Consider the following 26,089-nt stretch of genomic DNA (forward strand, 5'->3'; position numbering starts at 1 on the left):
CCTTGACGGGCCCGGCCCGCCTGCCCCCGACATCGTCCCGACCCTCTGCACCGGCCTGCCCCGGACCCTTCGCGTCGAAGACCCGTGGCCCGTCAGGGCCGGATATCCCCTCAAATCAATGTCATGCCGCCATCGATCATCACGATCTGTCCGGTCATGTAATCGCTGTCGCGCGAGGCGAGAAAGCTCGTCGTGCCGGTGACGTCCTCGGGCCGCGCCACGCGACCGCGCAGGATCTCGGCGGAGAATTCCTCCATCGCCTGTCCGGGGCGCTCGGCGGCACCGATCTCCATGAGGTCCTTGTCCACCTGTTCCCACATCTCGGTCGCGACCACGCCCGGGGCGAAGCCTGTCACGGTGATGTTGTGCTTGGCGAGACCCCGTGCGCCCGACTGCGTAAGCGACACGACCGCCCATTTCGACGCGCAATAGGGCGCGACATTGTCAAAGCCCTGGCGACTGGCGACCGAGGCCGTGTTGATGATCTTGCCGCCCGCCCCTTGCGCGATCATCTGGCGTGCGGCTTCCTGCATGCCGATCATGCAGCCGAGGCCGTTGACGCCCATGATGAAGTTCCAGTTGTCCTCGGTGACGTCCATGAAGTTCATGGGCTTGTTCACGCCGGCATTGTTGAACTTCACGTCGAGGCGGCCGAAGGTCTCGACCGTATGCGCGATCATCGCGCGGACCTGAGCTCGGTCGGTCACATCGACCGCGGCAGAGGTGACATTGCCACCCTTCCCGTTTAAGCGGCAGCGGTTCGCCTCTGCGACTTCGGCAACCTTGTCGCCATTGATATCCGCAAAACAGACCTTGGCCCCTTCGTCGAGCAGCGCCTCACCGATCGCGCGGCCGATACCCTGTGCGGCGCCCGTGACGATACAGACGCGATCCTGAACGCGTGCCATGCCTCTCCTCCCGAAGGTATTGTGCACAAAACGAAAGTGTGGGGCAGCACGCCCGGCGCGCCGCCCCACCGGGGAGGACCCTTAGAACACCGGCTTGGTGAAATCGCCCATGTTGTCCTGGGTGATCTTCGGCGTGTCGAAGTAGTTCAGGAAGGGCACTTCCTCGCCGCTCAGAACGTCGATCGCGGTCTGCAGCGCGGCCTCGGCATCATCGACCGGGGATTGGTAGATCGAGCCCCAGTACTCGCCCGCTTCCATCGCCTCGTAGCCCACCGCGAAGTTCGTGGCGCCGACAAAGGTGATGTCGCCCGCGCGGCCCGCGGCCTTGGCGGCGTTCAGGGCGCCCACGCCCATGTTGTCATCGCCCGCATAGACACCGTCGATATCGTCATACTTGACGAGGAAGGCCTCCATGACCTGCTGGCTCTTCTCACGGTTCCAGTCGCCCGGCTGCGTCTCCATCAGGGTCACGTTGGGGCAGACTTCCGGCAGACGATCCTCGAAGCCCTTGGCGCGCTCGATGGCGGTCGTGTAGCCGGGCTGACCGGAGATCTGCACGATCTGCGCCTCGTTCTCGATGCCCTGCGCCTTGAAGCGGTCGCACATGATTTCGGCCGAGCGCGCGCCCTGCGTGATGTTGTCAGGACCGGAGAAAGATGCCACGAAGTCAAAGCCTTGCTCGGCGATGTTCGAGTTGGTGACGATCACCGGAATGTCAGCCTGGCTGGCCTTGCGGACGGCGGGGATGACCGCTTCGCCGTTGGTCGGCCAGATGATGATGGCGTCGACCTCCTGCTGGATAAGATCTTCCATCTGCGCTATCTGGCGCGCGACGTCACCGCCTGCATCCAGAACGACGGCTTCGACATTCTCGTTACCCTCGGCGGCGGCGATGAACGCTTGCTCATAGGTGGTCTGATAACTGTCGACGCCGACATTGTTCTGCGTGATGCCGATCTTCATGGTCTCCGCGGATGCGACCCCAGCCAGAGCCACGAATGCGGTGGATGCAGCGAGCGTGGTGCGTAGTTTCATATCTCTTCCTCCCAGAATCTCAGTTTCCTGTCCCTTCGGCCCCGCCGTCCCTCCTGACAGCGGATCAGCTGCCGAGACGGATCTCGACGCGCCGGACATCCGAACATTGCCGACTCTCATCGAGCGGTAATGCCGGTAATATGTCCGTTTTGGATAAGTAAATGTTCAAATCGAACATATAAGAGATACGCGGCGATGATCAATTTGGACAGCATTTGGAGGAACGTCACATGGGCCGATCGAAATTATCCGGAACGGATATATCCACGTCGGCGCCCGCGAAGCGCGTACAGGAAAGACCCGGAAAACCGATGAATGCCATGGGAGGACATAGCTTCAGCGCACCCGCATCGCCACAGGCGAATGCCGATACGCTTGAGGTTTTGGACTTCCTCAACGAGTTCAGCAACGAGTTGGAGGGCGCGCTCGATGTTATCGCGCCAAACCCGCATCTGCGGATGGCGCTCTTTCTTCTGCAAGGCCATTTCACGGGAAAAACAGTCACCCCCACAGCGCTGATCGGCGCGAGCCGGGTGCCCTATGCGACGGCACGGCGACGCATGGGCGAGATGGTCGAGGCGGGCCTGATCGAGGAGCGCCCGCGCACCCAGACCGGCAAGAGCGTCTCCCTTCATCCTAGTCAGAAGCTCCTCGATGAATGGCTGCAATTGTCGGGGCGGGTCCGGCGCATCGTGGAAGCCCGTTTCGCCGCCACCCCGCGAGACCGGGAGACGCGTGATTATTACTACGGCGGCAGCTACTCGGCCGCGCAATCCATCCCACCGCTCAGCGTCCTGTCCGAGCCCATCAAGGCCGCGGGCGGGATCCGTGTCCTCGTTCATGGCGACCCGACCTTCATGGTCATGGAAAACCTGAAACGTCAGTTCGAACAGGTGATCGGCACGGAGATCAGTCAGCGTGCCTTCTCCATCGACCGGCTGCGCGACGAGGCGCTGCGGAATGCCGAGCGCCCCGCCAGCCGGTACGACATCATTGCCGTCGACCTGCCCTGGATCGGGGAGTTCGCCGAACAAAACGTGCTGATGCCGATTGACGAGGCGATGGACCTCACCCGCGTTGATCCGGCCGATTTTCACACCGCCGGTTGGCAGGCCGCCCATTGGGGCGGGCGCGCCTATGGTGTGCCCGCCCAGACGACACCGGAGCTTCTTTTTTACCGCCGGGACATGTTCGCGAAAGCAGGTCTCGAGCCGCCGACGACGACGGACGCCCTGCTTGAGGCCGCGCGACACCTGCACGAGCCGCGCCGCCGCCGCTACGGCATTGCGTGGAACGCGGCGCGCGGCACGGCGCTCGGGCATACCGTCCTGATGACACTCGCGGATTTCGGGCAGCCGGTTCTGAACCTGCCCAGGATCGCCGGCGGATATGGGACGGACCACCTCGCGGCAGGTGAGTATCGCCCGACCATCGATACCGAGGCAGGCCTGCGCGCGGCGGAATTCTTGCGCGAACTCTTGCAATACTCACCGCCCGACATCCTGTCGATGTCCTGGTACGAGCGCATCCGACCCTACGCCGCAGGCACCGTCGCAATGGCCTACGGGTACACGCTGCTCGCCCCGTATTTCGAGTTGGATGAAATGTCGCCGGCCTATGGCCAGACGGGCTTTCTGCCCCACCCCGCAGGGCCCGGCGCAAGCCAGATCGCGCCCGTGGGGGGATATGTCCTGGGCATTCCCGCCAATATCGCGCCGGAGCGGCTCCCGGCTGCGGTCGAGGCGCTGTCGGTCTTCACGTCGCCGGGCGCGCAGAAGCTTTACGTGCAGAACGGCAGCCGAACCAATCCGCGTTATTCGGTCGGCTCGGACCCCGATGTGCGCCGCATATCGCCGATCTTCGAAGCGATAGACACGATGTCCTGGCGCGACGAGCTGCAGTTCTGGCCACGCCCCCCCGTGCCCGAGATCAACGACATCATCCGCATCTGCGGGGAGGAATTCCACGACATGCTGCGCGGGCTCACGACCCCGCAGGAAACTTTGCGCCAGGCGCAGGAACGGGCGGATGCCCTGATGCGAACGGACCGGGCGCCCTAATCTGAGGAGGAGAGACCATGGACCCCAATCGCTTGAAAGGTAAGAACATCCTGATTACCGGTGCCGCTCGCGGCATGGGTGCCGCCAATGCCGAGGCCTTCGCGGCACAGGGCGCCAATGTGTGTCTCGGGGATCTCGATCTGGGCGAGGCGCAGTCGGTCGCCGACCGGATCAACGCCGCGGGCAATGGAAAGGCCATCGCCGCCAAGATGGACGTGACCAAGCGCGCGGACAATGCCGCCGCTGTTGCGGCCACGGTCGACGCTTTCGGCTCGATCAATGTCGGGCTCTTCAACGCGGGCCTGAACAAGCCCCGGTTCTTCATGGATATCGATGAAGACAACTGGGACATGATCATGAACGTCAACACCAAGGCGATGTGGCTCGGCATGCAGGAGACAGCCAAGCAAATGATCGCGCAGGGTCCGATGGAGGATCATCCCTACAAGCTCATCAATGTGGGCTCCATCGCCTCGCGGAAGCCGCTGGTGGACGTCACGGTCTATTGCACGTCGAAATACGGCTGCTTGGCACTTACGCATTGCGGCGCCATCGGCCTGGCCGAGCACAACATCACCGTGAATGGATACGCACCGGGTGTCGTCGTCACGCCGCTTTGGGAGCAACTCGACAAGGATCTCGTCGATATCGGCTTCAAGCAGAAGGAAGGCCAGGCCTACGAGGACATCGTCCGCGATGCCCTGCAAATCAAGCGCGTGTCCTATCCCAAGGACATCACCGGCACCGCCTCGTTCCTCGCCTCCGACGACAGCGATTACATGACGGGCCAGATGGTCCACATCGATGGCGGCTGGTGCATCCAGTAACGCACTGATCCCGAATACAATTCATCAATCAATAACGGGCCGCCCGAGCGACCCGAAGGAGATGTCTCATGTCACGCGCATTGATGCCCAACATGCTCACCCCGCAAGATCTCGAACCCAATTGGCGCTGGGAGGGCAAGTTGCCTGCGTCGGGGCACATGTCGGTCGATTTTGAACGCCGGATCGACCATGACCGGCTGCGTCGCTACCGTCTGGCGCGCACACGGCAATCGCTGCAAAACTCGCCCGCGGGATCGCTGCTGCTGTTCGACGTGAACAACATCCGCTACGTCAGCGCCACCAAGATCGGCGAATGGGAACGGGACAAGATGTGCCGCTTCTGCCTGCTGACCGGAGACGATTCACCTTACGTGTGGGATTTTGGCTCGGCCGCGGTCCACCATCAGAAATACTCTGACTGGCTCGAACCGGATCATTGCCTCGCGGGTGTGGTCGGAATGCGCGGCACCATTCCGCCCGAGTTCGGGCTGATGCGCAAATATGCCAAGATGATCGCCCAGCTCATCAAGGATGCGGGCATGGCCGACATGCCGGTGGGCGTGGACTACGCCGAAACGGCGATGTTCCACGCGCTGCGGGAAGAGGGTCTGAACGTGGTCGACGGCCAGCAGATCATGCTGGCGGCGCGCGAGATCAAGAACTGGGACGAGATCCAGCTTCTCACCCAGGCGGCAAGCATGGTCGATGGCGTCTACCACATGATTTACGAAGAGCTGAAACCGGGCGTGCGCGAGAACGATATCGTCGCGCTGTCGAACAAGATGCTCTACGAGATGGGCTCGGACGACGTCGAGGCGATCAACGCGATCTCGGGCGAGCGCTGCAATCCGCATCCGCACAACTTCACCGACCGCTATTTCCGTCCCGGCGATCAGGCCTTCTTCGACATCCTGCAATCCTACCAGGGTTACCGGACCTGCTATTACCGGACCTTCAATATCGGACGCGCCACACCCGCGCAGAACGATGCCTATGTGAAGGCGCGCGAATGGATCGACGCATCGATCGAGATGATCAAACCCGGCGTCTCGACCGACAAGGTCGCCGAGGTCTGGCCCAAGGCCGAGGAGTTTGGCTTCCCGAACGAAGATGCCGCCTTCGGTCTGCAATTTGGCCATGGGCTGGGGCTTGCGCTGCATGAACGGCCCATCATCAGCCGCGCGGTGAGCCTCGATCATCCGATGGAGATCCAGACCGGCATGGTCTTCGCGCTCGAGACCTACTGCCCGGCCGCGGACGGCTATTCCGCCGCGCGGATCGAGGAAGAGGTCGTCGTCACCGAGACCGGGTGCGAGGTGATCTCGCTCTTCCCGGCCGAAGACCTGCCCATCGCGAACCGGTACTGACATGGGCAATCCGTTCGACCTGACAGGCCGCAAGGCCCTTGTCACCGGCGGCGCGACCGGCATCGGCGAGGGCATCGCCCTCGGCCTTGCCTCCGCCGGGGCGGATGTGGCGCTGACCTATCGAAGCCACGCGCCTGAAAGCACGATCGCGAAAATCGAGGCGCTTGGCCGCAAGGCGGCCGCCGTGAAGGCCGATTTCACAGGCATGAATGAGGCCGCCGCCGAGAAGGTGACGGATTTCGCGGCCGACGCGCTCGGCGGGCTCGATATCCTGGTGAACAACGCGGGCATCATCCACCGGGAGGATTCGGTGGAGATGCCTCTTGCTGACTGGCAGCGCGTGATCTCGGTCAATCTCGACTCGGTCTGGCTCCTGAGCCAGGCCGCCGGGCGGCGCATGGTGGCGCAGGGCTCGGGCAAGATCGTGATCGTGTCCTCTGTCCTCGGCTCGCAGGGCGGATTGCGCGTGCCGGCCTATGCGTCGAGCAAACACGCGGTGATCGGCCTCACGCGCGCGCTCTGCAACGAATGGTCGCCGCACCGCGTCAACGTCAATGCCATCGCGCCCGGCTATACCGCCACGGACAACACGCAGGCGCTTCGGGACGATCCCGAGCGTTCCAAGGCGCTTCTGGACCGCATCCCCGCGGGGCGCTTTGCCGATCCTTCGGAAATGGCCGGGGCTGCCGTGTTCCTCGCCTCCGACGCCGCCAGCTATTGCCATGGCAGCGTCGTGACGGTCGACGGCGGCTGGCTGGCACGCTGAGGAAAGAGAGATGACACAGACACTTGACGGAAAAACCGCCCTGGTCACCGCAGCCGGTGCAGGCATCGGACGCGCCTCGGCCGAGGCACTGGCCAGGCTTGGGGCAAATGTCGTGGCCACCGATATCGACGGCGATGCGGTCGCGCGCCTCGCCGCCGGTCACGACCGCATCACCGCCCACAGGCTCGACGTGCTCGACACCGAGGCGGTGACCGGACTGATCGCGTCGCTGCCGACCATCGACATCCTCGTGAACTGCGCGGGCTGGGTGCATGACGGCACCATCCTCGATTGCGATGACGGCGTCTGGGACCGCGCTTTCGCGCTCAACGCCAAGGCGCTTTTCGGCATCACCAAGGCGGTCCTCCCGGGCATGCGCGAGAAAGGGTCCGGCTCGATCGTCAACATCGCCTCCATCGTCTCGAGCCAGAAGGGCGCACCCCGCCGGTTTGCCTACGGAGCCTCGAAAGCGGCGATCATCGGCATGACCAAGTCCATCGCGGCCGATTTCGTAAAAGAAGGCATCCGCTGCAACGCGATTTGCCCGGGCACCGTACAGAGCCCATCGCTCGAAGAGCGCCTGAAGGCGACCGGCGATTTCGAGAAGGCCCTTGCCGCCTTCAAGGAGCGCCAGCCGATGGGCCGCCTCGGCACGCCCGAAGAGATTGCCGAAATGGTGTGTTATCTCGCGGGTGACCTCGCGGCCTTCACCACCGGGCAGGCCTTTGCCGTCGATGGCGGGTGGTCGACCTGATGGGACTGGACCGTGCCGCGTCGATTGACGATCTGCGCAGCCTGGCCAAACGGCGGATTCCCCGTTTCGCCTTCGACCTCGTGGATGGAGGCGCGGAGAACGAGCGCAATCTGCGACGCAATTCCGAAGCCTTCGAAGAGCTCGAGTTGACCCCGCGCTACATGCGCGATGTCAGCCGGATCGAAACAGGCACGCGTTTCCTGGGCCAAGATTACGCCCTGCCCTTCGGCATGGCCCCGATCGGCATGCTCAATGCCTTCTGGCCTGAAGCGGATGTGACGCTCGCTCGGCTCTGCAAACGCGAAAATATCCCTTACGTCGCCAGCTCTGCAGCCTCGACCACGCTCGAAAAACTCGCCGAAGCCGCGGACGGCAATGGCTGGTTCCAGCTTTATGTCTCGGGCGACGACGACGTGACCGAAGGCCTGATCGCGCGCGCCGAGGCGGCGGGATACGAGGTGATGGTCGTCACCGCCGACGTACCAGCCGCGGGCAAGCGCGACCGCGACATCCGCAATCAGCTTGCCGTGCCCTTCCGCTTCACGCCGGAAGTGGTGCTGCAATGTGCAATGAACCCACGCTGGGCACTCACAAGCCTGTCGCACGGCACGCCCAACATTGCCAATTATGCGGATCTGCTGAAGAGCGCGACGTCCTATGCCGATGTCCAAAAGACGCTCATCACCGCGCGCTTTACCTGGGAAGACCTGAAAAAGCTGCGCGCGCGCTGGAAGGGCAAACTCCTGGTCAAGGGTATCCTGCACCCCAAGGACGCGGTGAAATGTGCGGATTTGGGCTGCGACGGGATTATCGTTTCCAACCATGGCGGGCGCCAGGTGGCGTTCGGCCCGCCCACCATCGAAGCCTTGCCCGGCATTGCACAGGCCCTCGCCGGAAGGATCCCCGTGGCCATCGATAGCGGCGTGCGTCGCGGCGCGGACGTTTTGCGGGCCAAGGCATCAGGCGCGGATTTCGTCTTCGCCGGTCGGGCGCTGGCCTATGGCGTTGGCGCCGGCGGCGCAGACGGCGCACAGCGTGCGATGGACATCCTCAACCTCGAGCTCGTTCGGGCTCTGGGTCAGTTGGGCGCCGCCTCATTCGAAGACGTCGCGAGCAAAGTTTGACGCGCTGATGTCGCCCCTTTCGCCTTTGCGCGGATAGCCGGATCCGGCCGCGCATGACGACGACGGCGATCTGTGCGATCATCGCCCAAATCGGGACGGTGTGGAGGGGAGCAACATGCGGATCGGGGTGATCGGATGCGGAACCATCGCGCGGGCTGCCATCGAAGGAATCGCGCAGGACGATCATGACATCACCGTCTCGGAGCGCGGCGCGCGCCATGCGGCGTTCCTTGCGCAAACATACGACAACGTCTCGATTGCGGACAATCAGGGCGTCGTCGATGCCAGCGACGTTCTGCTTCTGGGCTTGATGGCCGAGACCGCGCAGGAGGTTTTGCAGGCGCTGACATTCCGAGCCGATCAGAACGTCATCACCTTCATGGCGGGCGCGACCCTTGAAGAGGCGGATGCCTGGGTCAGGCCCGCACGAGCCACGGCGATCATGATGCCGTTTCCGGGCATCGCGCAAGGCGGAACGCCGATCATGATGTTCGGCCAGACCGACCTCGTGGCGCAGATCTTCGGAACGCGGAACACGCTTTTCCCGCTGCACAGCGCGGATGAGATGGCCGCATATCTGTGCGCGCAGGCCGTCTTGTCGCCAGTCGCGCGGATGGTTGGCGATGCGGCAGACTGGCTTGGCAGCCGGGTGTCCGACGCAGCGCAGGGCGAGGCCTTCCTGCGCATACTGATCGCCTCGAACCTGTCGGGCATGGAATGTGGGCCGCTGATCGACGCGCTCAATGCGCCGGGCGGCTACAATCAAAGGCTGCGGGTGCACATGGAAGATCAGGGCATGCGGTCCGCGATCCGGAGCGGTCTCACTTCGCTTGAAGACCGCTAGACTGGCCTGGCTGCCAGATCAGTGATCGCAGCTTGAGATGGATCGCATATGCGGGGGTAACAGACGGCCGACGCCCCCTGCGTCGAAGCTCCCCGCCCCGCCAGCGGAGATATTCAACGATAAATCATGTCGATGCTGTCAAATGCCCCTTCCTTGAAATCCTCGATGAAGGCTTGGTGGTCGTGCTTGAGGCGGTCGGCAGTTTCCACCGTGAAGCGTATGAGGTCATCAACGAAAAGTTTGCGCGGCTCGCAGGCGGCGACGATGGACGGCTCGACATCGTAATCGACCTGCCCGAGATCGTCCGACAGCGCGTGCGCCTGCGCCAGAGCGCGCCCGCAGACATGCGCATAGGCGCGCCAGGTCTTCTTGGAGAGCTCATCAAGGTCGATATCGTCGCGAAACGGCGCCCGTTCGCGGCTCATGTAGCTTTCGCCCCAGATCTCCACCGCGCCGAAGAACACATCGCCATGAGCAAGCTGGACCTGCTGGCCATGTGCCACGCGGTCGCCCTTCTCGCCCGCGTCGAATTGCGTGGGCGGGGTCAGACCGGAAAGCGCCGAGCGCCGGGCCTTCTTGAATTCGACGATGATATCGTCCGTGGCATCCTTCGACGGCCCCTCGAGCAGGACATAGAAGCGCGGCAGACCGAGCGATGAGGTGCCCTGCCCGTGGCGCACGCAGACATCCTTCACGCGCAATTCGGGCGACCGGTCGGGCACATCGAGCTTGTTGGCCTTGGCGAGATCATTCACGGCCTGCTGGAACCTCGGGATTTCAGAGGAGATCGGCTGCAATTCATCATCGGCGCGAAACCCCTTGCCCGACGGCTTGAGATAATCGTCCCAGAGCCAATCCTTGCGCTCTTCCCAGGCCTCCTCGAAGAGGCGCCGGATCACTTTCGGGGAATTGTCCATCCGGAAGGCATCGGACTTTTCGGTCTCTTTCGAGGCGAAGAGCTCCATCGCTTCGAGGTAGCCTTTGACGAAGGCCTTCACGATCTTGCGCCGTTGCTTGCGGCTGAGATCCCCCTCCTCCTTGGCGGCCACCCAGAAGCCAACCGCGGCCCGTTTCAGATCCCAGGTGAAGGGCGCGTAGATGGCTTCGTCGAAATCGTTCACCGAGAAGATCGGCACGCCATCCTTGTTCGGCATCACGCCGAAATTCTCCGGATGCACGTCGCCCAAAGCCAGCACGGTCGGCATATGCGCATCCGTGCCGACCATGTCGCGATAGAACAGCAATTGCGTGCCGCGAAAGAACTTGAAACGCGATTCCGAGAGCTTGCGGAACTTGTGCCGCGCGCCGGGCGACTCGGCTTCGATTCGGGTCTGGTGATCCTCGCGCAAGGTGGAGCGGACATGATGCCGCCGATCAAGGCCGGTCAGCATGCGCGGCGGCACGATTTCAGCGCCATCGGCGATCCGGCGGGCGAGATCCCGGAAGGCATCGACGCGGCCACCGGCCTTCATGACGGGCTGGACGATCTCTTCGCCCTGCCCCGTCTTCGTCTTTGTCTTGGAAGCGCCCGTGCTCCGGGCGGTTTTTGCCTTCGACGTCGTCTTCTGTGCAGCCATGAGTTCCTCCTGCGGGCTCAAGGCTCAACGCGTCCGGTGCCGATTGGTTTCTGCAAGCGGGTGGGCGTGGGCGCGCGTCACGCGCGTCACCCGACGAATATCGGTGCCGCGGCGCGGTTCGACGAGCGCAGGAATATCGCGCGAAATGACAAGGTCTGACGGGGTTGTACGCCGCGCGGCCTTCCAGCCGGACGCGCGACAGACCCTACCCGCCGAAGCCCGTGCGTCCGGCGCCCGACGCGCCGAAGCCACCACGGGAGGCCGCCGTGGCGCGGGTCATGGGGGTCTGGCCCATCGTGGTCGCGGGGCGCAGGAATTGCGACGTGCTCATCTTGGTCGCACCGCGATTGTTGGAAAAGACACTGGTCCGGGCGGCATTGGTGTAGCGCCCGTCCGAGGTCTTGTAGAGCGGCTGGGCCGCCGCCATCCCGGCGCGCCCGCTCATCGCATTGCCAATCAGGTAGCCTGCCAGCAACGGCATGAAGATGCCGCTCGATCCGCCCTGTGTCGCGGCCGCTTCGGAGCCGCAGGCGCCTTCGCCATGCTGCTCTTCGCAGACGGCCAGGCTGTCGTAGCGCGGGGCCGCCTCGACGTGCAGAGCTTCGGCTTGGGCAAAGGATGTCTCGCAATCCTGCGCGGTGACCATCCCGCTCGGCGAGGCCTGATCGAGGCAGCTTTGCAGATCCGGGAACGCCGCCGCATCCACCTGTTCCTCGCGACAGCCCGCAAGGGTGAAGGCCGCAGCGCCCACGATCGCGATGGCAACTCGGTTGGATCGTTTGGTCATGGAGCCTGTCTTCCTTTCGGCGGGGCGAGGTGCTGATTGCGTCATACAGAAATATAGTGCGGCTTGAAGCGGGATAAATCTTGGGTAATGCGGGAGTGATCTTCCCGGATACCGATGCCGACACAGGCCTGCCCCACGATCCAGGCCCCGATGACCGGGCGAAACCCGTCGAATTGCGGCAAGGGCGCATAGGCCTGAACGATCCGGGGATGCTCCGCATACTCGGTGTTCTTGGCCTCCTCGATCACCTGCCCCGATTTGTGGATCGAGACGGAGGCCCCTTCCCGCGAGAGGATCGGCTTGCGCACATGGGCCGCGGCCAGTTGCGCCTCCGCGCGCCCGAAGGCCGGGGCGATGTCCGGCGCGGCCGCCCCCTGCCCGGTCATGGCCTCGGCGATATCGGCCTCGAAAAAGGCGGGCAAAAGGTTCGGATGCCCTTCGAACATCTGCCACAGAACCGGCAAGAGCCCCTTGTTGGACAGAAGCGCCTTCCATGCGGGCTCCAGAAACAGGCAGCCTGATCCGGCGATGTGGTCCGCATAGGGATCCCGCAAGAGGTCTTCCCAAGGATAGAGTTTGAACAGCACCGCGATCCGGCGATCCTGATCGTCGAGGAACTGGCCGTCTTCGCTCAGCGCGATCTGGTCGAGATTGCAGTAATGCGCCCCGAGCCCTGCCTCGCGCGCGGCCCAGCCCATGGCTTCGACCGTGCCGTAGTCTTCCGGGTTGTCGGCAATCGCAGTGAAATGCAGGTCGCTTCCGGCCTCGAAGACCGCGCCGAAACGGGCGACCAGCGCCTCGTGAATGCCGTTGAACTGATCGCAGCCCTCGGCCAGAACGCCCGCCTGCAATTGATCCTCCAGCCATTGCCATTGAAAGGCGGCGCTTTCGTATAGCGAGGTCGGCGTATCGGCGTTGTATTCCAGCAATTTGGCCGGTGCCTTGCCGTCATAGGCAAAATCGAACCGGCCATATATTTCCGGATCGCCCCGTCGCCAGCTTTCGGCGATCAGATCGCGATGAGCCTCGGGGATCGCAAGCCGGTCCATCAGGCGTTCGCTGGTGACGATCTCGGCCACGGCCTGGCGGCACATGTCGTGAAGCTCCGTCGCGGGATCTTCCAGGTCGGTCTCGATCTGTTCGAGCGTGAATGCATAGGCCGAGGTTTCATCCCAGTAAGGCGCGCCATGCATGTCGGCGAAGGTGAACCCCACCTCCTTGGCATGGTCCCGCCAATGGGGGCGTTCGGGAAGAGTGATCTTCTGCATCTATGCGGTCCTCGGCTTTCCCCGCCGCTTTAACCGCTGCCGGGCATCGACGCCATCGGCATCGTGGGCGGCCCGTCGCGCTGCTTGCCGTCAGGGCTTGCCTGTTTCGTCCTCGCTCCGGTCCCGGATTTCATCGTAGCTGCTCGGGTCGAATTCGTCGGGATCAAAGGCCTCTTCGTCATCGGCGATCCCGGTCAGGTAGGTCGTCCCGGTGGTCTCGTCATAGGCCAGCCCGTAGGTCGCGCGGCCTTCGGACTTGTAGCGTCGGTATTCGTGGATCGCGGCGAAGATGACGACCAGCACGATGGGCGACAGGATGATGAGGGCGATAAGCTTCTCTGACATCGAGATGCTCCTTCAGGGGCAGTTCGGCAGTGTTTCGGGCGGGCGGCGCGTGCGGATCTGGCCTCGTGTCGCAAGGCGCACGGTGGCCCGGCTGTGCGAGCGAGACGCGGAGCAGGCAATCAGAGCGGCCCCCGGTTGAGGGATTTCGCAGCGCTCGCTCGGTGTATTCTGCATCACATGAGGCTAACGAGAACCCGACCGCAGGACAACTCCTGCGGGAAGGCGCGGCTTTGTGCTGCGCTTGGCCTTGCCAGGGTCGCCGGTGGTACGACAGAAACGCAGGTCACATGTCGCTTGTCTGGACCATGCAGAGCCCTGATATGAAACGATTTTTCCCATGTTGCGACAGAGCGCGGCGCACGATTGGGATGGTCGGCGCCGCGATCCCGCACGCCTCAAGACCACTCAAAACCCATGCTCGGCGCGGCGAGCCCTATTGTCGCAGCCTGCCCGATCCCCCCCGTCAGAGCACGATCGCCGCCAGCGCCCGCTCGGCCGTGTGGACCGCGCTCATCGCCGCGAGCGCGGAGCTGCGCGGATTGTCCGGCAGGGAATTGCCCTCGATCCGGAAGGTGAAGCGCCCGAAATCGCCCGTGGCCTCAACCTCGTGGATGTTCTGCGTCACGGTCGGATCGGCGATCAGCGCAACCTTCGTGGCGTCGAACCCGATGCCCGCAAGAGCCACCGCTGCCGCGACGTTGGCATTCTTGGGATACTGCCTGGCCGCGACCCGCGCCGTGCCTTCGAAATGCGTGACCGGCGCATCGCCCATGGCGGCAAGATCGACGACAGCCTCGGCGGGCGATCCGGCCCAGCCCATGGGCGGTTTGCGCCCGATATAGGTGACGCTTTCGAGCGCGCCGATCCGGGCCGATGACAGACAATCGAGCGCACCGATGGCTCCGCTGGCCAGGTGCAGACGGGCGCCGCCCGCCTTGGCCGCGATGTCTAGCGCGTCGAACAGCGCCTGGTCCGCCAAGGCGCCAAGCGACAGCGTGGTAAGGTCATATCCCGCCTGCAAAAGGCCCGGCCCGTGTTCGCTCAGCCCCGAATGCCCGGCGCAATCGATGACGTGGCGCACATGGGCGGGCATGTCCGCGTGGGTTGCGATCCGAAGCGGGCTCGCCTGATCCGCTTCCCCCATCGCCTCAAGGCGCGCCGGGCGCAGGATCTGGGCGGCGACATGATGGCCGCGCTCGCTCAGGCGGCGGAGGACATATTGCGCGATGGCACCGTTTCCGATGATGGCGAAGGTCATCTGCAAGCTCCTTGGATGCAGGCGGGGCGCGGGGGCGGTCGTCGCGCGCGGTGCGGCGAAGGTATCTTGCGTTTCGGAGGACCGGCAATAGGGTGTCGGCGTATGAGCCGCGTCGGACCTCCGCGCGCGCCGCCGGGAGGAATGCGCCCATGTTCGATCTGCTTGTCGTGAATGCGACCCTGCCCGATGGCCGCACGGATCAGAGCGTCGGCATCCGCGCGGGCCGCATCGTCGAGATCGCCACCGGTTTGCAGGCCGAGGCGGGTCGGGTCATCGATGCGGGCGGCAACCTTCTGAGCCCGCCCTTCGTCGATCCGCATTTCCATATGGACGCCACCCTGTCGCTGGGTCTGCCCCGCATGAACAGGTCCGGCACGCTCCTCGAGGGCATCGCCCTCTGGGGCGAGTTGCGTCCGACGCTGACGAAGGATGCCGTGGTCGAACGAGCCCTGCGCTACTGCGATCTGGCGATTTCCAAGGGGTTGATGGCGGTGCGCAGCCATGTCGATGTCTCCGATCCCGAGCTGGTGACGGTCGAGGCGCTGCTGGAGGTGCGCGACAGCGTGGCCCCCTATCTCGATCTTCAGCTCGTGGCCTTTCCGCAGGACGGCTATTACCGCTGCCCCGAGGCCGTTGAGGCGCTCGACCGCGCGCTCGATATGGGTGTCGACGTGGTGGGCGGCATCCCGCATTTCGAGCGCACGATGGAGGCGGGCCGCGCCTCCGTGGAGGCCTTGTGCCGGATCGCGGCGGATCGCGGGCTGCGCGTCGACATGCATTGCGACGAGACCGACGACCCCCTTTCGCGCCACGTGGAGACGCTGGCCGAGCAGACGATCCGCTTCGGCCTTGAGGGCCGGGTTGCGGGCTCGCACCTGACCTCCATGCATTCGATGGACAATTATTACGTCTCGAAGCTGCTGCCGCTGATGGCCGAGGCGGAGATGGCCGCGATCCCGAACCCGCTGATCAACATCATGATCCAGGGGCGCCACGACACCTATCCCAAGCGGCGCGGTCTGACGCGCATTCCCGAACTGATCGCCGCCGGGATCTCCGTCGGGCTGGGCCAGGATTGCGTGATGGATCCGTGGTATTCGATGGGCACGGGCGATCTTCTGGACGTGGCGCATATGGCCGTGCACGCGACGCAGATGGGATCGCAGGCCGACAAACGCACGCTTTTCGATGCGGTGACGGTCAATTCCGCGCGCATCCTTGGCTTGCAGGATTACGGGCTCGAGGTCGGCTGCCATGCGGACATGGTTCTGCTGCAAGCGCGCGACGCTGCCGAAGCCATCCGCCTGCGCCCGAACCGTCTGGCAGTGATCCGGCGCGGCAAGGTCATTGCGGAGACCGCGCCCGAGATCACGCGCCTGTCGCTGGACGGACGGCCCGGCTCTCTGGACCCTGCGGAATACGTGCCGCGAAGCGCCTCGTAAGTGCCGACAGCGCCCCGCCTAATTTGGCAGCAATCCGCGCCATTTGCCCATGTCTTGTGCAGACGAGCCTTGACAGAACCCGCATCCGCGGGAGGGTTGGAGCAGAATAAAGCGGTCGGCGCCCCTGCCCGACACGCGACCGACCACCAGGGAGATAAAAATGATCCGCACCACGATTAATCGCCGCCGCCTGCTCAGCACCGGGGCCGCGCTGACGGCCACCACGCTTGCCGCACCGTCGCTTCTGCGCGCGCAATCGGCACCGGTGAAGCTCGCAGGGATCCATGCCTCTCCGGTCGAGAATGCGTGGAACTCCGTCCTGCATGCCGCGATGCTGAACGCAAACGAGGAAGGCGTGATCGAGTACACCTTCTCCGAAGGGGTTTCGGGCACGGATTACCCGCGTGCGATGCGCGAATTTGCGGAGGCGGGCAATGTGCTGATCGTCGGCGAAAGCTACGCGGTCGAGCGTGAGGCGCGCGAAGTGGCGGCGGATTATCCCGACACGGCCTTCCTCATGGGCTCGTCGGGCGAGGCGTCGGGCGACAATTTCGGCGTCTTCGGCACCTGGAACTGGGAAGCGGCCTATCTCGCGGGCATGCTCGCGGGCCGGATGACGCAATCGGGCATCGTGGGCAGCGTCGGCGCGATCCCGATCCCCGAGGTCAACATGCTGATCAACGGCTTTGCGGACGGCGTGAAGCGGACCAATCCCGACGCGCAGCATCTTGTGAGCTTCATCGGCACCTTCTTCGACCCGCCGAAGGCCCGTGAGGCCGGTCTGGCGCAGATCGATGCGGGCGCGGATATCCTCTTCGGTGAGCGGATCGGCACGGCGGATGCCGCGGCAGAACGGGGCGTCCCGGCCATCGGTTCGCTCATCGATTACACGCCGCGCTATCCCAACACGGTCTTTGCCAATGCGCTCTGGTCCTTCCGTCCGCTCGTCGATGCGGCACTGGCCGATGCGGTGGCAGGCAATCCCACGGGCAAGAATTACACCCCGCTCAGCCTGATGAAGGATGGCGGCAACGACATCTCGTATCAGGCCGACATGGTCCCCGCGGAATTCGCAGCCGAGATGGAAGAGGTGCGCGCGGCGATCAAGGCCGGGGAATTCGAGGTGCCGCGCAATTTCGACGAGCCTGCCTGATGCGGCAGAAGACGGCCCGCCTTCCCCAGGGAGGGCGGGTGTGAGCCGGGTTCTCGAACTCAGTGGCATCACCAAGCGCTTCGGCGACACGCTGGCCAATGACGACGTGTCGCTGCATCTCGATCGGGGTGAAATCGTGGCCCTTCTGGGCGAGAACGGCGCGGGCAAGACCACGCTGATGTCGATCCTCTTCGGCCATTACACCGCCGATGCGGGCAGCGTGCGCGTCGAGGGCGCCACCTTGCCGCCGGGCCGGTCGCGCGCGGCCATTCAGGCGGGTGTCGGCATGGTGCACCAGCATTTCGCGCTGGCGGCCAACCTGACCGTGCTCGACAACATCATGACCGGGACGGAGCCGCTTTGGCGGCTGCGCTCGGACCGGGCGGGCGCGCGGACCAAGCTTCTGGCGCTGTCGGAAAAGTTCGGATTGCCGGTCGATCCCGACGCCACGATTGCCGATCTCTCGGTCGGCGAACGCCAGCGCGTCGAGATCCTGAAGGCGCTCTTCAACGATGCGCGCATCCTCATCCTTGACGAGCCCACGGCGGTGCTGACCGCGCCCGAAGCCGAGCGGCTCTTCGCGACTTTGCGGGATATGGCGGCACGCGGCCTGTCGCTCATTTTCATCAGTCACAAGCTGCACGAGGTCATGTCGGCCTCGGACCGTGTGGTGGTCCTGCGCGGCGGGCGGGTCGTGGCTGAACGCGCCACCGCGCAGACCTCGAAACACGAGCTCGCCGAGTTGATGGTGGGCCGCGCAGTCCAGCGGCCCGAAAGCCCGCCTGCCGCCCCCGGCGCGATCCGGCTCGAGGCGCGGGATGTGCATCTGACGCCCGCCTCGGGCACGGCGCTCAAGGGCATCGACTTCACCCTGCGCGCGGGCGAAACGCTCGGCATCATCGGCGTTTCGGGCAATGGCCAGGGCGCGCTTGCGGGGCTGGTCTCGGGCCTGCACGCGCCGGAACGCGGCAGCTTTCTTGTCCAGGGAAAGCCGCTCGCGACGCATGACGTGCCGCATGCCATCGCCGCGGGTATCGGACGCGTGCCCGAAGACCGGCAGGCCGAAGGCACGCTCGGTGACATGAGCACTTGGGAGAACGTCGTTCTCGAACGGCTCTGGTCGCCCGAATTCTCCCGCAGGGGCATTCTGCGCCGCGGAGCCGCAAGGGCCGCGACTCGAAAGATCATCGCGGATTACGATGTGCGCGGCGCGACCGTCGACGGCCGCGTGCGCCTGCTGTCGGGTGGAAACATGCAGAAGCTGATTCTCGGGCGGGTGCTGGAGACGCAGCCCGACATCCTCGTGGCCGCACAACCGAGCCGCGGGCTCGATGAAGGGGCCATCGCGGGCGTGCATCGCCGCCTGATCGAGGCGCGGGATCGCGGGGCCGCCGTGCTGCTGATCTCGGAGGATCTTGACGAGGTCATCACACTCGCCGACCGGATCTGCGCCATCGTGGGTGGACGTCTCTCCCCGCCCATCCCGTCGGAAAAGGTTGATGCCCGTACGTTGGGCCTGATGATGTCGGGCGACTGGTCCGTGACCGAGGAGGTCGCCCATGCGGTTTGAACGGCGCGACAGCGTGCCCCCGGCGCTGACGGTGCTCGCGCCCATCTGCGCCGTGCTGGCCGCGCTCGTCATCGCGGGCGGGCTGATCGCGCTTGCCGGGCGCAACCCGGTGACCGCATACGGGTTGATCCTGCAGGGTGCTTTCGGCTCGCGGCTCGGGCTGACCGAGACGCTGACCCGCGCGACGCCGCTCATCCTGACGGGGCTCGCCGCCGCCGTCGCCTTCCGCGCGCGGCTGTGGAACATCGGTGGCGAGGGACAATTCTACATGGGCGCGCTGGCCGTGCCCGCCATCGGCCTTTTGCCCTTCGTGGCAGGCGCGCCTGCCCCTATCGCCATCCTGATTTGCCTGATCGCGGGCGCGCTTGCCGGGATGGTGCTGCTCTTGGGCCCGGTGATCCTGAAACTGCGCTTCGGCGTCGACGAGGTGGTGACGACGCTGCTTCTGAACTTCGTCGTGGTACTGTTCGTGTCGATGATGATCGAGGGCGCGCTGAAAGACCCCCTCGCCTTCGGCTGGCCGCAATCGGTGCCGGTGCCGCCCGCCGCGGAGCTGCCGCAACTCGTGGATCGCACGCGCCTTCATGCGGGGCTTCTGATCGCCCTCGCATTGCCCCTGGGCGTCTGGTGGCTGCAATCGCGCACCGTCTTCGGCCTGCAATCGCGCGCGGCGGGTCTGAATGCGCGGGCCGCTGCGTTTGCGGGCGTGCCGCTGGCGCGCACGTTGATGCTGGTGGCGTGCCTTTCGGGCGGGCTTGCAGGCCTTGCAGGCGCGATCGAGGTCATGGGCGTGAAGGGCTACGTCACCACGGACCTGTCGCCCAATTACGGCTATGCGGGCATCGTTATCGCCATGCTCGCGCATCTGCATCCCCTGGGCGTGATCGCCGCCGCGCTCTTCTCGGCGGTGATGTTCGTGGGCGCAGATTCCATGAGCCGCGCGCTCGGCGTGCCGTCCTATATCGCCGACGTGATCGTGGCGCTGTCACTGCTGACGATGCTGGTCGCGATCTTCCTGACGCAATACCGGGTGCGGCGATGAGCGTGATCCTCGATATCCTGCTGTCCGTCGGCATGTGGGAGGCGGTGCTGCGCATCGCGACGCCGCTCATTTTCGGCACGCTGGGCGCGCTCTTGTGCGAACGGGTGGGCGTTCTGAACCTTGGCATCGAGGGGGTGATGGCCTTCGGCGCGATGATCGGCTGGCTGACCGTCTATTCGGGCGGCGACCTTTGGGCCGGGATGGCGGCGGCCGCCCTGGGCGGTGCGGTCTTCGGGCTCTTGCACGGACTTCTGACCGTGTCGCTGGGTCTGAGCCAGCATGTGACCGGCCTCGGCATCACGCTCTTTGCGTCGAGCTTTGCCTATTACATCTTCCGCCTCGCCGTGCCGACCGCCAGCTCTCCGCCCACGATCGAGCCCTTTCGCCCGCTGCCCGTGCCTGTCCTGTCCGACCTGCCGGTGCTCGGGCCCATCCTGTTCAACCAGACAGCGCCCACCTACCTCGCGCTCATCCTCGTCGCGTTTCTGGCCTGGATGCTCTACCGCACGCCGCTTGGCCTTGCGATCCGCATGACGGGTGAGAACCCGCGCGCGGTCGATGCACAGGGCATCGATCCCATCGCCCTGCGCATCGCAACGATCGCCGCGGGCTCCGCGTTGATGGGCCTGGCCGGGGCGTTCCTGACGCTGGCGGCGTTCAATTCCTTCTTTCCGACCATGGTACAGGGGCGCGGCTGGGTCTGCATCGCGCTGGTGGTCTTCGCGCTGTGGCGGCCGGGACGCGCGCTTCTGGGGGCGCTGCTCTTTGCGTTCTTCGATGCGTTTCAGCTGCGCCTGCAGACGGCGGTCGACGACATTCCCTATCAGCTGTTCCTGATGATGCCGTACCTCTTGTCGATCCTCGCACTGATCGTGATGGCGCGGCGCGCCAAGGTCCCGCAGGCGTTGATGCAGCCCTACCGACGCGGCGAGCGCTGAGGGCGCTTTCCAATAGTGCGATCGGCAGAGACTGGCGATTGTGCGCTATTCGGCGGCGAGCCGCATGCTGGCCATCAGCGCGTGGAACTTCTCGCCCTGCACGGAGACATGCGCCCGCAGAAGTCGCGCGGCCTCATCCCCGTCGCCTGCGGCCAGCGCGGCCACGATCCGCTCATGCTCATCCATTGATTGCTTGAGACGCCCGCGAAAGCGCAGCTGCATCCGCCGGTAGGGGCGCAACCGGCGCTGCATCCGCAGGCATTCCGCCTCCACGAAGGCATTGCCCGATTGGCTGTAGATCGCGGCATGGAACGTCTCGTTCTCGGAATAGTAGAGATCGCTGTCGCCTGCCGCGACCGCATCGTTGCAACGGGCGTTGATCCGCGCCAGCGTCTCGAGGGCGGCATCGGAGATGCGCAGGGCCGCGAGGCGCCCGGCCGTGCCCTCCATCTCGCCCATGAATTCGAACATCTGCACAAGCTCCACCGCATCGGGCTGGCGCACAAAGGCGCCCCGGCGCGGACGATGCTCCACAAGGCCCGAATTGGTCAGGCGCTGCAACGCCTCGCGGATGGGCGTGCGCGAGACCGAGAACCGCTCCGCCAGACGCGTCTCGTCGAGGCGGGCGCCCTGTTCGATGGCCCCTTCCAGGATCAGCGTTTCAAGCTGGTCGGCCACGTCATCTGAAAGGTTCCTGTCCATTAGCGGAGCCTAGCGCGAGGCAATTGCGTGCGCAAGACTGACGTTCTTGCATACAAGAATGTTGACAAGCCATGCAATCGGGACACATGGTGCCCCAGCGTCAACAGGGCATTCCAAGGGAGGGATTTATGAAAACAACCATCGCAACCGCATTGGTCGCGCTGATGGCGGGTTCGCTGTCGGCCAACGCAACCGATCTGCGCCTGTCGCATCAATGGTCCGAAACGGATGTGCGCCACCAGGTCGCCAAGATCGTGGCCGACGAAGTCGCCGCCGCCGATGTCGACCTCGAGATCCGCATTTTCCCCACGCAGTCGCTGTTCAAGGCGCGCGAGCAATATACGCCCCTGTCGCGCGGTCAGCTCGACATGACGGTTCTGCCCCTGTCCTATGCGGGCGGCCAGCAGCCCGCCTACAACCTCACGCTGATGCCGGGCCTCGTGAAGAACCACGACCATGCCGCGCGTCTCAACGAAAGCCCCTTCATGGAGGCGATCGAGGAGAAGATGGCCGAGGATGACGTGATGGTCCTCGTCCATGGCTATCTCGCGGGCGGTTTCGCGGGCAAGGATGGCTGCATCACCGCGCCCGAGGATATCGACGGTCTGCAGACCCGCGCGGCGGGCAAGGCCTTCGAGCAGATGCTGGCGGGTGCCGGCGCCTCCATCGCCTCAATGGCGTCGTCCGAGATCTACAACGCGATGCAGACCGGCGTTCTCGATGCGGCGAACACCTCGTCCTCGTCCTTCGTGAGCTACCGCATCTACGAGCAGGTCGCCTGCTACACGCCCGCGGGCGATTACGCGCTGTGGTTCATGTATCAGCCGCTTCTCATCAACAAGTCGACCTTCGACGGGCTGACCGAAGAGCAGCAGCAGGCGCTGATGGATGGCGCGGCCAAGGCCGAAGCCTTCTACCTCGAAGAGGCCAAGAAGCAGGACGGCGAAAGCGCCGAGATCTTCGCGGAAGCGGGCGTCGAGATCGCCGCGATGACCGAGGAAGAGTTCAACGCCTGGCGCGCGCTGGCGCAGGAAACCTCCTACAAGGCCTTCGTCGACGAGACGCCGGGCGGCCAGGAGCTTCTGGACATGGCGCTGTCGGTCGAGTGATCCGACATCATGGCCGGGTCTGACCCGGCCCGATGCCGGGGGCCCTGCGCCCCCGGCCCATAGCTATAAAGCAAGACAAAAAACAAACGGGAGGGGTCACCACCATGGCGGGCGGATCTGTTACCTATGCGAAGGCGCAGACGGGCGGGAACCCGTTCCTGCGGGCCGTCGCTGCGCTGTCCACATTGGCGGGCTGGACGTCGGCGGCGATGATCGTCGCGGCGGTCGCCATCACCTGTCAGATGATCTTCATTCGCTTCGTGCTGAACGGCTCGACCGTGTGGCAGACCGAGGCGGTGATCTACCTGATGATCGCGGCCACCCTGATCGGCCTGCCTTACGTGCAGCGGCTGCGCGGACATGTGAACGTGGATCTGATTCCCATCGCCCTGCCCAAGGGCGCGCGCAAGGGCATGGCCATCCTGATGCTGTCCGTGTCGATCATCATCATTGCGGTGATGCTGTGGTACGGGTTCGAATGGTGGCACATCGCGTGGGAGCGCGGCTGGCGGTCGGACACGGTCTGGGGTGTCCTGCTTTGGAAGCCCTATATCGCCCTGCCCATCGGGCTTGCGCTGTTCCTCTTGCAACTCATTGCTGACCTCTACGCCCTGCTCATCGGCGTCGACAAGCCCTTCGGACTGGAGGACGAATAATGGATCCGCTGCTTCTGGGCGCAATCGTCGCCATTGCCACCATCGTCGTTCTGTTCTCGGGCGTCTCTGTCGCGGTCGGGTTGCTGATCGTCTCGGCGGGCTTCCTGATCATCTTCGACGGCGTGCGCTCGCTTGAGCTGATGCCGGAGATCCTGTTCGGCAAGCTCAACAATTTCGCACTCCTTTCGATCCCGATGTTCATCATCATGGGCGCGTCCATCGCCTCAACAAGGGCGGGCGCGGACCTCTATGAGGCGCTGGAGCGTTGGCTCACCCGCGTCCCCGGCGGGCTCGTCGTCTCCAACCTCGGGGCCTGTGCGCTCTTCTCGGCGATGTCGGGCTCATCGCCCGCCACCTGTGCGGCCATCGGCAAGATGGGCATCCCCGAAATGCGCCGCCGCGGCTATCCCGACGAAGTGGCCTCCGGCTCCATCGCGGCGGGCGGCACGCTGGGCATCCTGATCCCGCCCTCCGTCACCATGATCGTTTACGGCATCGCGACCGAGACCTCGATCGGGCGACTTTTCCTGGCGGGCGTCATCCCCGGCGCGATGCTGGTCGGGCTCTTCATGGCCTGGTCGCTCTATTCCACATGGCGCTCGGGCAATGCGCAGGTTCTGACCGCGGGCAGCTATACTTGGCGCCAGAAGGTCGAGATCCTGCCGCGCGTGCTGCCCTTCCTCGCCATCATCCTGGGCGTGCTCTACGCCATGTATGGCGGCATCGCGACACCGTCCGAGACGGCGGCCGTGGGCGCGCTTCTCTGCCTGCTGATCGCGATGGTGATCTACAAGCTCTGGAACCCCAAGGATTTGTGGGTGGTGCTGCGCGACTCGACCCGCGAGTCGGTGATGATCCTGTTCATCATCGCGGCGGCCGGCGTGTTCTCCTACATGCTGTCCTCGCTCTTCATCACGCAATCCATCGCGCAATGGATCGGTACGCTTGAGGTGAACCGCTGGGTGCTGATGGGCGCCGTGAATGTCTTCCTGCTGATCGCGGGCTTCTTCCTGCCGCCCGTGGCCGTGATCCTGATGGCCGCACCGATCCTCTTGCCGATCATCACCACGGCGGGCTTCGATCCGATCTGGTTCGCGGTGGTGCTGACGATCAACATGGAGATCGGCCTCATTTCGCCGCCGGTGGGCCTGAACCTGTATGTCATCAACGGGATCGCGCCGGATATATCGTTGAAGACGATCCTGCGCGGCTCCCTGCCCTACGTGGCCTGCATGATCGTGGCGATCATCCTGCTGTGCATCTTCCCGGGTCTTGCCACATGGCTGCCCGATGCGGTCATGGGCGCCGGGATATGAGCCTGCTTGCCGATCTTCTGACCACCGCCTTCGAGCGGAACAGGTCGCGGCGCGGCGGCCCCGGGGCGGATGCGCCGATGGAAAAGCTGACCGGCGCCCTGATCGGGGCGTCGGACGAGGTGTCGGTGCTGACGACAGCGGGCGATATCCTCGATCGCTACGCAGCACTCGACGATGCGGGACGGCTGGGTTTCTTCCGGCATCTGGCGGACGATCTGAACATCGAGCCTGCGCGCCTGCGCAAGGCGCTCGATGCCTATGAGGCGCAGCCCGCGCGGGACAGTTACCGCGCCTATATGGAGGCCTCCGAGCCGCCCCGGCAGGAACTCATTCGACGGCTGAACATGGTGCCCGGCGCCACGACGACGCTGGTGCGGATGCGTGCGGACCTTCTGCGGCTCGGGCGCGACGAAGATGCGCTGATGGCGCTCGATCTCGATTTCCGGCACCTCTTCGCGAGCTGGTTCAATCGCGGCTTTCTGGTGCTGAAACCGATCTCCTGGGAAAGCCCCGCGCATATCCTGCAGAAGATCATCGAATACGAGGCCGTGCATGCCATCGGCTCCTGGAGCGAGCTGCGCCGCAGGCTGGAGCCCGAGGACCGGCGCTGTTTCGCCTTCTTCCACCCGGCCATGCCCGATGAGCCGCTGATCTTCGTCGAGATTGCGCTGACCAAGGGCATTCCGGGATCGGTGCAGGCGCTTCTCGATAGCGGTGCCGACCCGCTCGACCCGACCAGCGCGGATACGGCGGTCTTCTACTCGATCTCGAATTGTCAGGCGGGGCTCGCGAGCATCTCCTTCGGCAATTCGCTGATCAAGCAGGTTGCCGCGGATCTCGCGCGGGACCTGCCCGGCCTCAGGACCTTCGTCACGCTCTCGCCCATTCCGGGGCTCATGCGCTGGCTGGCAGCAGAAGGGCTGACGCCCGACACCACCGATCCCGAGGCCATGCGCCGTCTTGCCGCGCGGTACCTTCTGGAGGCCAAGCGCCCCAACAAGATGCCGGTCGATCCGGTCGCGCGCTTCCATCTCGGCAACGGCGCGATCCTGCATCAGGTCCATGGCGGTGCCGACACGTCCGAAAACGGGATGGCGCAATCGGGCGGCGCGATGGTGAATTACCTCTACGACCTGTCGAAGTTCAGCCAGAACCACGAACGCTTTGCCTCGGCCGGAGATATCGCCGCATCGAGCGCCGTTCGATCCCTCGCCGCGCAGGCGGCCAAAACCAACGCGTAA

At 64.7% G+C, this 26,089-nt stretch carries 24 protein-coding genes; 16 read left to right on the forward strand and 8 right to left on the reverse strand.

Going from position 1 to position 26,089, the window contains the following annotated elements; genetic code table 11:
• Nucleotides 1-110: 110 nt before the first annotated feature.
• Both FIV09_RS10335 and FIV09_RS10340 read right to left on the reverse strand, forming a co-directional pair.
• Complete coding sequence (locus FIV09_RS10335; protein WP_152449863.1) at nucleotides 111-908, reverse strand: SDR family NAD(P)-dependent oxidoreductase; 798 nt, start codon at nucleotides 906-908, stop codon at nucleotides 111-113.
• 81 nt (nucleotides 909-989) lie between these two features.
• Nucleotides 990-1,943 (reverse strand): sugar ABC transporter substrate-binding protein, encoded by a 954-nt coding sequence (locus FIV09_RS10340; RefSeq protein WP_152449864.1) that lies wholly within the window; start codon nucleotides 1,941-1,943, stop codon nucleotides 990-992.
• Between the two features lie 311 nt (nucleotides 1,944-2,254).
• On the opposite strand from FIV09_RS10340, the gene FIV09_RS10345 reads away from it, so the two are divergent.
• The 7 genes from FIV09_RS10345 to FIV09_RS10375 all read left to right on the forward strand — a co-directional run bounded on the left by FIV09_RS10345 (nucleotide 2,255) and on the right by FIV09_RS10375 (nucleotide 9,685).
• Nucleotides 2,255-4,003 (forward strand): ABC transporter substrate-binding protein, encoded by a 1,749-nt coding sequence (locus FIV09_RS10345; RefSeq protein WP_152449865.1) that lies wholly within the window; start codon nucleotides 2,255-2,257, stop codon nucleotides 4,001-4,003.
• 17 nt (nucleotides 4,004-4,020) lie between these two features.
• Nucleotides 4,021-4,830 (forward strand): SDR family NAD(P)-dependent oxidoreductase, encoded by an 810-nt coding sequence (locus FIV09_RS10350; protein WP_152449866.1) that lies wholly within the window; start codon nucleotides 4,021-4,023, stop codon nucleotides 4,828-4,830.
• A 68-nt stretch (nucleotides 4,831-4,898) separates the two neighbouring features.
• Nucleotides 4,899-6,197, forward strand: coding sequence for a Xaa-Pro peptidase family protein (locus FIV09_RS10355; RefSeq protein ID WP_152449867.1), 1,299 nt, complete (start codon nucleotides 4,899-4,901; stop codon nucleotides 6,195-6,197).
• A gap of 1 nt (nucleotide 6,198) precedes the next feature.
• Entirely contained in the window at nucleotides 6,199-6,963 is a 765-nt protein-coding gene (locus FIV09_RS10360; protein WP_152449868.1) for an SDR family oxidoreductase, read from the forward strand.
• 10 nt (nucleotides 6,964-6,973) lie between these two features.
• The gene (locus FIV09_RS10365) at nucleotides 6,974-7,717 is read left to right on the forward strand and encodes an SDR family oxidoreductase (RefSeq protein ID WP_152449869.1); all 744 of its coding nucleotides are present in this window, start codon (nucleotides 6,974-6,976) and stop codon (nucleotides 7,715-7,717) included.
• Nucleotides 7,717-8,841: an alpha-hydroxy acid oxidase gene (locus tag FIV09_RS10370; protein WP_254702428.1), complete on the forward strand. Its 1,125-nt coding sequence runs from the start codon at nucleotides 7,717-7,719 to the stop codon at nucleotides 8,839-8,841. The genes FIV09_RS10365 and FIV09_RS10370 overlap by 1 nt, the downstream gene beginning before the upstream one ends.
• 115 nt (nucleotides 8,842-8,956) lie before the next feature.
• A complete protein-coding gene (locus FIV09_RS10375; protein ID WP_152449871.1) occupies nucleotides 8,957-9,685 on the forward strand; it encodes an NAD(P)-binding domain-containing protein in 729 nt (242 codons plus the stop codon).
• A 113-nt stretch (nucleotides 9,686-9,798) separates the two neighbouring features.
• On the opposite strand, the gene FIV09_RS10380 is transcribed toward FIV09_RS10375, so the two are convergent.
• The 5 genes from FIV09_RS10380 to FIV09_RS10400 all read right to left on the reverse strand — a co-directional run bounded on the left by FIV09_RS10380 (nucleotide 9,799) and on the right by FIV09_RS10400 (nucleotide 14,920).
• Entirely contained in the window at nucleotides 9,799-11,262 is a 1,464-nt protein-coding gene (locus tag FIV09_RS10380) for a DUF2252 domain-containing protein (RefSeq protein WP_152449872.1), read from the reverse strand.
• A 205-nt stretch (nucleotides 11,263-11,467) separates the two neighbouring features.
• Nucleotides 11,468-12,049 (reverse strand): DUF1190 domain-containing protein, encoded by a 582-nt coding sequence (locus FIV09_RS10385; RefSeq protein ID WP_152449873.1) that lies wholly within the window; start codon nucleotides 12,047-12,049, stop codon nucleotides 11,468-11,470.
• A gap of 41 nt (nucleotides 12,050-12,090) precedes the next feature.
• The gene (locus tag FIV09_RS10390) at nucleotides 12,091-13,317 is read right to left on the reverse strand and encodes a glutathionylspermidine synthase family protein (RefSeq protein ID WP_152449874.1); all 1,227 of its coding nucleotides are present in this window, start codon (nucleotides 13,315-13,317) and stop codon (nucleotides 12,091-12,093) included.
• Between the two features lie 90 nt (nucleotides 13,318-13,407).
• The gene (locus tag FIV09_RS10395) at nucleotides 13,408-13,662 is read right to left on the reverse strand and encodes a hypothetical protein (RefSeq protein WP_152449875.1); all 255 of its coding nucleotides are present in this window, start codon (nucleotides 13,660-13,662) and stop codon (nucleotides 13,408-13,410) included.
• A 463-nt stretch (nucleotides 13,663-14,125) separates the two neighbouring features.
• Nucleotides 14,126-14,920, reverse strand: a complete 795-nt coding sequence (locus tag FIV09_RS10400; protein ID WP_152449876.1) for an aspartate dehydrogenase — start codon at nucleotides 14,918-14,920, stop codon at nucleotides 14,126-14,128.
• Between the two features lie 149 nt (nucleotides 14,921-15,069).
• On the opposite strand from FIV09_RS10400, the gene FIV09_RS10405 reads away from it, so the two are divergent.
• From FIV09_RS10405 to FIV09_RS10425, 5 genes are all read left to right on the forward strand, one after another.
• Nucleotides 15,070-16,362, forward strand: coding sequence for an amidohydrolase family protein (locus FIV09_RS10405; RefSeq protein ID WP_152449877.1), 1,293 nt, complete (start codon nucleotides 15,070-15,072; stop codon nucleotides 16,360-16,362).
• Nucleotides 16,363-16,522: 160 nt separating this feature from the next.
• Nucleotides 16,523-17,515 carry a BMP family protein gene (locus tag FIV09_RS10410; RefSeq protein ID WP_152449878.1) on the forward strand — a complete coding sequence of 331 codons (993 nt, stop codon included), beginning with the start codon at nucleotides 16,523-16,525 and terminating at the stop codon, nucleotides 17,513-17,515.
• Nucleotides 17,516-17,555: 40 nt separating this feature from the next.
• Nucleotides 17,556-19,085: an ABC transporter ATP-binding protein gene (locus FIV09_RS10415; protein WP_152449879.1), complete on the forward strand. Its 1,530-nt coding sequence runs from the start codon at nucleotides 17,556-17,558 to the stop codon at nucleotides 19,083-19,085.
• Nucleotides 19,075-20,127, forward strand: coding sequence for an ABC transporter permease (locus FIV09_RS10420; protein ID WP_152449880.1), 1,053 nt, complete (start codon nucleotides 19,075-19,077; stop codon nucleotides 20,125-20,127). Before FIV09_RS10415 ends, FIV09_RS10420 begins: the two co-directional genes overlap by 11 nt.
• Complete coding sequence (locus tag FIV09_RS10425; RefSeq protein ID WP_152449881.1) at nucleotides 20,124-21,065, forward strand: ABC transporter permease; 942 nt, start codon at nucleotides 20,124-20,126, stop codon at nucleotides 21,063-21,065. Before FIV09_RS10420 ends, FIV09_RS10425 begins: the two co-directional genes overlap by 4 nt.
• A 45-nt stretch (nucleotides 21,066-21,110) precedes the next feature.
• Here FIV09_RS10425 and FIV09_RS10430 read toward each other — a convergent pair whose 3' ends face one another.
• Complete coding sequence (locus FIV09_RS10430) at nucleotides 21,111-21,767, reverse strand: GntR family transcriptional regulator (RefSeq protein WP_152449882.1); 657 nt, start codon at nucleotides 21,765-21,767, stop codon at nucleotides 21,111-21,113.
• 128 nt (nucleotides 21,768-21,895) lie between these two features.
• On the opposite strand from FIV09_RS10430, the gene dctP reads away from it, so the two are divergent.
• The 4 genes from dctP to FIV09_RS10450 all read left to right on the forward strand — a co-directional run bounded on the left by dctP (nucleotide 21,896) and on the right by FIV09_RS10450 (nucleotide 26,089).
• Complete coding sequence (gene dctP / locus FIV09_RS10435; RefSeq protein WP_152449883.1) at nucleotides 21,896-22,876, forward strand: TRAP transporter substrate-binding protein DctP; 981 nt, start codon at nucleotides 21,896-21,898, stop codon at nucleotides 22,874-22,876.
• 104 nt (nucleotides 22,877-22,980) lie between these two features.
• Nucleotides 22,981-23,532 (forward strand): TRAP transporter small permease, encoded by a 552-nt coding sequence (locus FIV09_RS10440; protein ID WP_152449884.1) that lies wholly within the window; start codon nucleotides 22,981-22,983, stop codon nucleotides 23,530-23,532.
• A complete protein-coding gene (locus FIV09_RS10445; RefSeq protein ID WP_152449885.1) occupies nucleotides 23,532-24,848 on the forward strand; it encodes a TRAP transporter large permease in 1,317 nt (438 codons plus the stop codon). Before FIV09_RS10440 ends, FIV09_RS10445 begins: the two co-directional genes overlap by 1 nt.
• On the forward strand, nucleotides 24,845-26,089 hold the full coding sequence (locus FIV09_RS10450) for a malonyl-CoA decarboxylase (protein WP_152449886.1): 1,245 nt from the start codon (nucleotides 24,845-24,847) through the stop codon (nucleotides 26,087-26,089). Before FIV09_RS10445 ends, FIV09_RS10450 begins: the two co-directional genes overlap by 4 nt.

Origin of the sequence: Roseivivax sp. THAF197b (assembly GCF_009363255.1) — a bacterium.
Taxonomy (GTDB): Bacteria; Pseudomonadota; Alphaproteobacteria; order Rhodobacterales; family Rhodobacteraceae; genus Roseivivax.

Coding starts and splice junctions, on each gene's coding strand:
- FIV09_RS10370 (WP_254702428.1), top strand. CDS start 7,717: ATGGGACTGGACCGTGCCGCGTCGATTGACGATCTGCGCAGCCTGGCC.
- FIV09_RS10365 (WP_152449869.1), top strand. CDS start 6,974: ATGACACAGACACTTGACGGAAAAACCGCCCTGGTCACCGCAGCCGGT.
- FIV09_RS10350 (WP_152449866.1), top strand. CDS start 4,021: ATGGACCCCAATCGCTTGAAAGGTAAGAACATCCTGATTACCGGTGCC.
- FIV09_RS10410 (WP_152449878.1), top strand. CDS start 16,523: ATGATCCGCACCACGATTAATCGCCGCCGCCTGCTCAGCACCGGGGCC.
- FIV09_RS10385 (WP_152449873.1), bottom strand. CDS start 12,049: ATGACCAAACGATCCAACCGAGTTGCCATCGCGATCGTGGGCGCTGCG.
- FIV09_RS10360 (WP_152449868.1), top strand. CDS start 6,199: ATGGGCAATCCGTTCGACCTGACAGGCCGCAAGGCCCTTGTCACCGGC.
- FIV09_RS10450 (WP_152449886.1), top strand. CDS start 24,845: ATGAGCCTGCTTGCCGATCTTCTGACCACCGCCTTCGAGCGGAACAGG.
- FIV09_RS10335 (WP_152449863.1), bottom strand. CDS start 908: ATGGCACGCGTTCAGGATCGCGTCTGTATCGTCACGGGCGCCGCACAG.
- FIV09_RS10400 (WP_152449876.1), bottom strand. CDS start 14,920: ATGACCTTCGCCATCATCGGAAACGGTGCCATCGCGCAATATGTCCTC.
- FIV09_RS10375 (WP_152449871.1), top strand. CDS start 8,957: ATGCGGATCGGGGTGATCGGATGCGGAACCATCGCGCGGGCTGCCATC.
- FIV09_RS10390 (WP_152449874.1), bottom strand. CDS start 13,317: ATGCAGAAGATCACTCTTCCCGAACGCCCCCATTGGCGGGACCATGCC.
- dctP (WP_152449883.1), top strand. CDS start 21,896: ATGAAAACAACCATCGCAACCGCATTGGTCGCGCTGATGGCGGGTTCG.
- FIV09_RS10380 (WP_152449872.1), bottom strand. CDS start 11,262: ATGGCTGCACAGAAGACGACGTCGAAGGCAAAAACCGCCCGGAGCACG.
- FIV09_RS10405 (WP_152449877.1), top strand. CDS start 15,070: ATGTTCGATCTGCTTGTCGTGAATGCGACCCTGCCCGATGGCCGCACG.
- FIV09_RS10445 (WP_152449885.1), top strand. CDS start 23,532: ATGGATCCGCTGCTTCTGGGCGCAATCGTCGCCATTGCCACCATCGTC.
- FIV09_RS10395 (WP_152449875.1), bottom strand. CDS start 13,662: ATGTCAGAGAAGCTTATCGCCCTCATCATCCTGTCGCCCATCGTGCTG.
- FIV09_RS10420 (WP_152449880.1), top strand. CDS start 19,075: ATGCGGTTTGAACGGCGCGACAGCGTGCCCCCGGCGCTGACGGTGCTC.
- FIV09_RS10345 (WP_152449865.1), top strand. CDS start 2,255: ATGAATGCCATGGGAGGACATAGCTTCAGCGCACCCGCATCGCCACAG.
- FIV09_RS10440 (WP_152449884.1), top strand. CDS start 22,981: ATGGCGGGCGGATCTGTTACCTATGCGAAGGCGCAGACGGGCGGGAAC.
- FIV09_RS10425 (WP_152449881.1), top strand. CDS start 20,124: ATGAGCGTGATCCTCGATATCCTGCTGTCCGTCGGCATGTGGGAGGCG.
- FIV09_RS10340 (WP_152449864.1), bottom strand. CDS start 1,943: ATGAAACTACGCACCACGCTCGCTGCATCCACCGCATTCGTGGCTCTG.
- FIV09_RS10355 (WP_152449867.1), top strand. CDS start 4,899: ATGTCACGCGCATTGATGCCCAACATGCTCACCCCGCAAGATCTCGAA.
- FIV09_RS10430 (WP_152449882.1), bottom strand. CDS start 21,767: ATGGACAGGAACCTTTCAGATGACGTGGCCGACCAGCTTGAAACGCTG.